Origin of the sequence: Prevotella corporis DSM 18810 = JCM 8529 (genome assembly GCF_000430525.1) — a bacterium.
Lineage (GTDB): Bacteria > Bacteroidota > Bacteroidia > Bacteroidales > Bacteroidaceae > Prevotella > Prevotella corporis.
In genome coordinates this window covers 46,700-54,438 of the sequence record NZ_AUME01000019.1, presented here as the reverse complement: position 1 = coordinate 54,438, position 7,739 = coordinate 46,700, and the positions used below count along the sequence as shown (strand labels likewise).

The window sequence follows — 7,739 nt, the reverse complement described above, 5'->3', positions numbered from 1 at the left end:
CCGAGCCAATCTAAGAGGAGTGGCAGACAAGAAGTTCTTTTTATTCAGAATTGCAAAACTATATGCCTATCCCCATTGATTTTCTACTGAGCCCATTTTAGAAGAAATCCAAACAATAAACTATATGCGACGCAGTCATGCGCCACATCCAATAACGAACCATTATGACAAATAATACAAACAAACTTCATTTTGCCACAAGACAAATCCATGGTGGCTATCACATTGATGAAACTTGCGCAAGGGGTATCGCTATCCACCCTACGGCAGCTTTCCATTTCAAGTCGTGCGACACCGCTGCCAACCTTTTCAGCCTGAGTGAGGCTGGGAACATCTATACCCGATTGAACAATCCCACGAATACCGATTTTGAAAACCGCGTAGCATCCCTTTATGGAGGGGTGGGGGCATTGGCTGTGTCGTCGGGGATGGCTGCCATTACGGTGATTGTCACATCCTTGGCAAGCAGGGGCGACAACATCGTGGCTTCGCCCTATCTTTATGGCGGAACATACAACTCGTTTAGAATCACATTGCGAAACCTCGGCATTGAGTGCAGAATAGCTGAAGACGACAGCAACGAATCTATAGAAAAACTGATCGACCAGAACACCAAGTTGATTTATCTTGAGAGCATGGGAAACCCAACGTGCGACGTTGTGGATATAGAAGGAATCAGTAAGATTGCCAAGCATTATGACTTACCACTCGTCGTTGACAATACCTTTGGCGGATGCGGATATTTGTGCAACCCGTTTGATTGGGGAGCGAATATCGTATTGGAATCGGCAACCAAATGGATAAACGGTCATGGCACGGCCATTGGTGGAGTGATAGTAGATGGTGGAAACTACAACTGGGGCAACGGCAAGTACCCACAGATAGACGGTCCGTCGGAAGGTTACCACGGATTAAACCTTTGGGAAGCTTTTGGCCCTTCGGCATTTATTGTCAAGGCGAGGGTAGATGGCTTGCGCGACTTGGGATGTAGTCCCTCCCCCTTCGACACGTATCTTCATCTCATTGGTTTGGAAACTCTCTCGCTCCGCATTGAGCATCAGGTGGCCGCTACGCGCCGTTTGGCGGAATACTGTCGCACAAGCCCGTTTATAAAGAAGGTGAGTTATGTGGGATTTGAAAATCACCGAAGCTATGCCAATGCCCGTAAATATTTCAAGCATGGGGCTTCAGGAGTGCTCAATATTGAGCTGAAGGGCGATGTGGAGAGTACGGTGAGGTTTGTTGAGGCTCTACAGCTTTGCGCCAACATGGTGATGATAGGCGACTCCATCACCGTGGTCACTCATCCGGCATCCACTACCCACAAGCAGTTGAGCGATGTGGACTTGAAAGCGGCAGGAGTTACTCCGACCTTGCTGAGAATTTCGCTCGGACTAGAGGATGTGGAAGATATTATAAACGATTTTGAGCAGGCGTTTAAAAGGACAGAGAAATGAAGGAATATCATTACGAACATCCATTTGAGCTGGAAAGCGGAGCATCGCTGCCCAGCCTGACAATTGCCTACGACACCTATGGCACGCTGAATGCCAATGCTGACAATGTGGTGTGGGTGTGCCATGCTCTCACCGCCAATTCAGATGTGGCGGACTGGTGGCCACACACGGTGGAGAGGGGACGCTTCCTTGATCCGGAGAAGTATTTCATCGTCTGTGCCAACTTCCTCGGATCGCATTACGGAACTACGGGACCGCTCCACATTAACCCACAGACGGGAAACCCTTGGTACAACGATTTCCCACCATTCACCATTCGTGATATGGTACAGGCACACCGCTTGTTGGCGGCGCATCTCGGCATCAGCCAAGTGGAACTGCTTGTCGGTAGCAGCATCGGGGGATTTCAGTGTATCGAATGGTGCGTCATTGACCCCACCTTTGCACGCCATGCCTCCCTCATCGCCACTGCCGAGTGCGTTTCACCGTGGGTATCGGCCTTCAATGAGTCGCAGCGTATGGCTATCAAGGCAGACAAGACGTTTGGAATGCCCTCGCCCACAGCAGGTGCAGAAGGATTGGCAGTGGCAAGAAGTATTGCCATGCTCAGCTATAGGGGCGAGGCTGCCTACAACCTCACCCAGACCGATAGCTTTTCCGACGGCGAGCTTTTCCGACGACGCGTACATTCTTACCAACAACACCAGGGAGAGAAGTTGAAAAACCGGTTCAATGCCTACTCATATTTCAGAATAACGCAGGCAATGGAATCACATCACGTGGGACGAGGTCGGGGTGGAATAGAGAAGGCTCTGGCAACCATTCGGGCAAAATGCCTCGTCGTGGCTATATCGTCCGACATTCTTTTTCCGCCAGAAAGCCATTTGGTGATGGTGGAAAATATTCCTAATGTTGAGTACAAGGTGATTGACTCTTCTTTCGGACATGATGGCTTCTTGGTGGAGAGTGACAAGTTAGACCGTATTATCCAATCTTTCCTTAATAAATAGAACAATTATGAAACAGAAAAAAATCAATATCGGACTTTTCGGCTTTGGTACAGTGGGCAAAGGACTTTATGATGTGCTGCAGCGCATACAGCCGCAGAACGTGAAAATCGTCAGCGTTTGCGTGGAGGACATCACCAAAAAGCGCGATGCCGACATTCCGTTCACCAACCGTGCCGACGATATTTTTAACAATAAGGACATCAATTTCATCGTGGAGCTCATCAACGATGCTGAAGCTGCTTACAAAATTGTCAAGCGTGCGCTTGTTGCAGGCCTACCAGTGGTAAGTGGCAACAAACGGATGCTGGCATACCACATCATGGAGCTGATAAAGCTGCAAGAGCAATACAACACACCTTTATTGTACGATGCATCGGCTTGCGGTAGTATTCCCGTCATTAGAAACTTAGAGGAATACTATGACAACGACCTGCTCATCTCCATCAAGGGAATTCTTAACGGCTCATCCAACTTCATCTTATCCAAGATTTTCAACGAGGGAATGAACTACGACGACTCTCTGCGGCTGGCACAGGAACTGGGCTTTGCCGAAAGCAATCCCACTTTTGATATTGAGGGATGGGACTCGCTTTTCAAGCTCATCATTATCACCGTTCATGCATTCGGAGTGTATGTTCCACCGAAGGATGTACTGAACGTGGGTATCGGCCACATGAACAGCTACGACATCCAGTTTGCTAACGAGAAAGGCAGGAGAATCAAATTAGTGGGGAGTGCGGAGAAAATGGACGACAAACTCGTACTCTCAGTAATGCCGCAGCTGATCTCCCGACAGAAATACATTTATAGTGTAGAGGACGAATTTAACGGTGTCGTGATAAAAGGCCTGTTCTATTACAAGCAGTTCATGTTCGGACAAGGGGCCGGAGGGCATCCAACGGGATCAGCGGTGCTGAGCGATATCACCGCCCAATTGTATGATTACAAGTACGAATATAAAAAGCTGAACAGCCGCCAACACCCGCACTATACCACCGACATAACTTTTCGCATTTATTTCCGTTTTACCAACGAAGAGGATCAGTCGCTGTTGGATTTCGAGAGCACCAGCGAGCGTTATCTCTCGGCGAATTATAAATATGTGGTGGGAGACATATCACTCGCCCAACTCATAGAAAAAGTAGATGTGTTAAGAGAAAAAGATGTGTTCATCGCTGCTTATCCCCATGACTGATACGGTTTGGAACTATCCAGCCCGCCACTTGCGGGCGGTCTCACTTCTAAATCCTGGAAGTAAGGTTTCGGGAGGTGAAAGCTCACCTTTAGCCATGCGAACGCTTAGCTTTTGAGAGGTCATAGCTCACCTATCTCGAAAGGAAGGTTTTTGCACTGATTATCAGAATGTTGCGGATGCAAATTCTAAGAACTATTTTTACTTTCAAACCCGCAGTTACGGAATATTCCGAACACTTAAGCCACTTGCACATTTCTCTTATCAGCTGCAACTGATAATTCATCCATTTAAAGTGTAGTGTGGATAGGGGCTTTTCGTTGCCTTTGCAACCTAAAGATTAAAATAAAATTGATCAGTAAAGCTTTTCTTATGCAAAAAGAAAGTAAAGAATGGCTTATGGCTGTCATTGTGGTATTTAATTGGTAACACAATATGCGGTTTTCGTTCTGTCAATGATAGGATGAAAGAAGCCCTACACTCCTTTTTTCAAGAGTACCCTTATAGTAGGAGTAAACTCTTATGAAATATTGATGAGGACGAAAACTTCCTTCTGATACCATTTAGATGGAGTCTGCGGGCATGGCATCCTCCACGCCAGAACCATTATTGTCAGGCGAGATACCAAGCTCGTCAAGCAGTCCACCAAAAGCAGTGCCAATCATATCCGTGATAGCTTTAGCCGCAGGGTCAATCACATTGTTCCTCAATGCCTGTTCTACCTTTTTCTGCAAGTCTTGTTCCACTTTTACTTCAGCATCCTTGTAATACATCTCAGCTGCGGTCTTTAGCTCATCCTTGTCAACTGTGAAGATATGCTTCAGCAATCCCACTGAAACGATGTGCTCCTTGTTGTCGTAATTCACTTTGCCAATTGAGCAGACAAAGTAGTTGTCAACCGTGATAAGATTGTCAATCGCTTCCTTAACCACTCTGCCGGTGAAAGCCTTGCTGATGGCATTGAAAGCCTTTGCCAGAAAATCGTCCTCCATGCTGGAGCTTGTCTCTTGCACTGCGTCGTTGACGGTGGCTGTCACCACATCCGACAATGCCTCTTTGTGATCCTGTGCGTTGGGACAGGTGAAGATGAGCAAGGCGATGATGGCCGCAAACATCACAAATCCACTTATGAGACATCCTGCATGGCTTTTCCTTTTTGTCGGTTGGACAACGTTATTGGTCTGTGGCATGGGACTTGCCTGAACGTAGGGTATCTCCTCGGCAGGCTGTCCAACCACTGGCTCTTCCTCCTTGTTGTTAGCCTCGGTTGCCGTTGATGAATATACTGATTCTTTCCCATTTATCAGAATCGGGCGAAGCTCATCGATTTGCCATGCTGGTGTCCAGTTGGTGCCATCAGTCGTCATCACCAGTGAAGTGGCTTCAAGCCCCCTCTCTGCAAGTTCCTTCAGGTTATAGGGTCCATGCTTCTCATTGTTAATGCTGATAAAATATTCCATTGCTTTACTTCCCCTTAAGTTAACTCCTTAAATTATTCAATAATACTTATTTATAATGGATGCGAATTTAAATATTATTTCTGAACAAGCAAAGTTTTTTCATATTTTTTAGCCGAGTAGATGTTTTATCAAAGAAACTGTAAGCGTGAAAAAGATTTTTTTTTGCAAAAAAAATCTTTTTCTTTCGTATTTATTTACCTTATTTGTTATCTTTGCATATATTTCAATAAAAGTATATTAATAGATAATGTTTGAAAATTTAAGCGATCGTCTTGACCGGTCCTTTAAGATTCTTAAGGGTGAGGGCAAGATAACTGAAATAAATGTAGCAGAGACATTAAAAGATGTCCGCAGAGCACTGTTAGATGCCGATGTTAATTATAAAGTAGCGAAATCTTTCACTGATACCGTAAAGCAGAAAGCCTTGGGTATGAACGTACTTACGGCTATTAAGCCAGGACAGTTGATGGTGAAGATAGTCCACGATGAGTTGGCCGAGCTCATGGGTGGTGAGTCTGTAGATCTGAAACTTGAGAAAAAGCCTGCCGTCATCTTGATGAGCGGTCTGCAAGGTTCAGGTAAGACTACCTTTTCAGGTAAATTAGCGAATTTTCTAAAGACAAAAGAACATAAGAATCCACTGCTTGTTGCCTGTGATGTTTATCGTCCTGCTGCCATCGAGCAGTTGAGAGTAGTCGGAGAACAGATAGGTGTGCCCGTCTATAGCGAGCCTGAGAGCAAACAGGTGAATGAGATAGCCGACAATGCCATAAAAGAGGCGAAGGCAAAGGGCAATGACGTTGTAATCGTAGATACGGCAGGCCGATTGGCTGTTGACGAGGAGATGATGAACGAAATTGAGAGCCTGAAGAATCACATCAATCCTGATGAGGTCTTGTTCGTCGTCGATTCAATGACTGGTCAGGATGCCGTGAATACGGCAAAGGAATTCAACGACCGTTTGGATTTTGACGGTGTCGTTCTGACAAAATTGGATGGTGATACGCGAGGCGGTGCGGCTCTATCAATCCGCACTGTCGTCACGAAACCAATTAAATTCATTGGTACTGGTGAGAAGATGGAGGCTATTGACGCTTTTCATCCATCACGTATGGCAGATCGTATATTGGGAATGGGCGACGTTGTCTCCCTTGTTGAGCGAGCTCAGGAGCAGTTCGACGAGGAAGAGGCCAGGAAACTTCAAAAGAAGATTCAGAAGAACAAGTTTGACTTCAACGACTTCTACAACCAAATTCAACAAATAAAGAAGATGGGTAATCTGAAAGACCTTGCCTCAATGATTCCTGGAGTGGGCAAGGCCATTCGTGATGTCGATATCGATGATAATGCGTTCAAGGGCATTGAGGCTATCATTCAGAGTATGACACCGAAGGAACGTACCAATCCCGAATTGTTGAACAACTCCCGCCGTCAGCGAATTGCCAAAGGGTCGGGAACAAACATACAGGAAGTGAACCGGCTCATCAAGCAATTCGACCAGACTCGCAAGATGATGAAAATGGTGACGGGTTCGAAAATGGCCGGAATGATGGGCAGAATGAAAAATATGCCTAACATGAAGGATATGGCGGGAATGCCGAATTTACCGAATATACCTAAACTATAAATAGTAAAAGACTAATCTAAAAACATTGGATAAATTATGGAATATCAGCTTATTGACGGAAAAGCAACCGCAACGACTATAAAAAGTGAAATCTCGGAAGAGGTACAGAGAATAGTGGCAGCTGGTGGAAAACAACCACATCTCGCAGCAATTCTTGTTGGTCATGACGGAGGAAGTGAGACTTATATGAAGAACAAGGTGCTGGCTTGCGAAAAGTGTGGATTTAAATCTACATTGATTCGCTTCGATGAGGATGTGACGGAAGAGGAACTCCTGGCCTGTGTCGATAAATTAAATAAGGATGAGGATGTTGACGGCTTCATTGTACAACTCCCACTTCCAAAACATATTGACGAGCAGAAGATCATTATGGCCATAGATTATCGAAAGGATGTTGATGGCTTTCATCCAATCAATGTTGGACGCATGTCTATTGGATTGCCATGCTTCATCTCTGCAACGCCATTGGGTATGCTAACATTGCTGAGGCACTATAATATTCCTACATCGGGAAAGAAATGTGTCATTCTTGGAAGGAGTAATATCGTGGGCAAACCTATGGCTCAGCTGATGATGCAGAAGCACTATGGCGACTCGACGGTGACGGTTTGCCATTCCCACTCAAAAACTTTAAAGGAAGAATGCCTGGAGGCAGACATTATCATAGCAGCCATTGGCAGACCGGAATTCTTGACTGCTGACATGGTGAAAGAGGGGGCTGTTGTCATTGACGTTGGTACGACACGCGTGCCAGACGCATCTCGTAAGAGCGGATTCCGCCTTTGTGGTGACGTTAAGTTCGATGAAGTAGCGCCAAAATGCTCTTACATAACTCCTGTTCCAGGAGGGGTAGGCCCAATGACCATCTGCTCTTTAATGAAGAATACGCTTGCAGCAAGCAAGAAAGAGTATTATAAGTAAAGTGGGTATTGCATTGCATTTTGGTGAATTTCTGTTTCCGAATCGATGCAATCTCACTATAAACCTACACGA

Annotated in this window: 6 protein-coding genes; 5 read left to right on the top strand and 1 reads right to left on the bottom strand. The window is 45.7% G+C overall.

Annotation, left to right across the window (positions count from 1 at the left end; genetic code table 11):
• Positions 1 to 164 precede the first annotated feature (164 nt).
• The 3 genes from H515_RS0105035 to H515_RS0105025 are packed head-to-tail and all read left to right on the top strand — an operon-like array spanning position 165 to position 3,662.
• Positions 165 to 1,457: an O-acetylhomoserine aminocarboxypropyltransferase/cysteine synthase family protein gene (locus tag H515_RS0105035; RefSeq protein ID WP_036891516.1), complete on the top strand. Its 1,293-nt coding sequence runs from the start codon at positions 165 to 167 to the stop codon at positions 1,455 to 1,457.
• Entirely contained in the window at positions 1,454 to 2,467 is a 1,014-nt protein-coding gene (locus H515_RS0105030) for a homoserine O-acetyltransferase family protein (RefSeq protein WP_025876023.1), read from the top strand. The genes H515_RS0105035 and H515_RS0105030 overlap by 4 nt, the downstream gene beginning before the upstream one ends.
• Before the next feature lie 7 nt (positions 2,468 to 2,474).
• Positions 2,475 to 3,662 (top strand): homoserine dehydrogenase, encoded by a 1,188-nt coding sequence (locus tag H515_RS0105025; protein ID WP_025876025.1) that lies wholly within the window; start codon positions 2,475 to 2,477, stop codon positions 3,660 to 3,662.
• Between the two features lie 560 nt (positions 3,663 to 4,222).
• On the opposite strand, the gene H515_RS0105020 is transcribed toward H515_RS0105025, so the two are convergent.
• Positions 4,223 to 5,119: a GYF domain-containing protein gene (locus H515_RS0105020; RefSeq protein ID WP_025876027.1), complete on the bottom strand. Its 897-nt coding sequence runs from the start codon at positions 5,117 to 5,119 to the stop codon at positions 4,223 to 4,225.
• 247 nt (positions 5,120 to 5,366) lie between these two features.
• On the opposite strand from H515_RS0105020, the gene ffh reads away from it, so the two are divergent.
• Both ffh and folD read left to right on the top strand, forming a co-directional pair.
• Positions 5,367 to 6,746 carry a signal recognition particle protein gene (ffh, locus tag H515_RS0105015; protein ID WP_025876029.1) on the top strand — a complete coding sequence of 460 codons (1,380 nt, stop codon included), beginning with the start codon at positions 5,367 to 5,369 and terminating at the stop codon, positions 6,744 to 6,746.
• 36 nt (positions 6,747 to 6,782) lie between these two features.
• On the top strand, positions 6,783 to 7,667 hold the full coding sequence (gene folD / locus H515_RS0105010) for a bifunctional methylenetetrahydrofolate dehydrogenase/methenyltetrahydrofolate cyclohydrolase FolD (RefSeq protein WP_025876031.1): 885 nt from the start codon (positions 6,783 to 6,785) through the stop codon (positions 7,665 to 7,667).
• Positions 7,668 to 7,739: the final 72 nt, after the last annotated feature.

Bases quoted from the DNA above. Each gene is read 5' to 3' on its own strand.
- H515_RS0105035 (WP_036891516.1), top strand. From the start codon at position 165: ATGACAAATAATACAAACAAACTTCATTTTGCCACAAGACAAATCCAT.
- H515_RS0105030 (WP_025876023.1), top strand. From the start codon at position 1,454: ATGAAGGAATATCATTACGAACATCCATTTGAGCTGGAAAGCGGAGCA.
- H515_RS0105025 (WP_025876025.1), top strand. From the start codon at position 2,475: ATGAAACAGAAAAAAATCAATATCGGACTTTTCGGCTTTGGTACAGTG.
- H515_RS0105020 (WP_025876027.1), bottom strand. From the start codon at position 5,119: ATGGAATATTTTATCAGCATTAACAATGAGAAGCATGGACCCTATAAC.
- ffh (WP_025876029.1), top strand. From the start codon at position 5,367: ATGTTTGAAAATTTAAGCGATCGTCTTGACCGGTCCTTTAAGATTCTT.
- folD (WP_025876031.1), top strand. From the start codon at position 6,783: ATGGAATATCAGCTTATTGACGGAAAAGCAACCGCAACGACTATAAAA.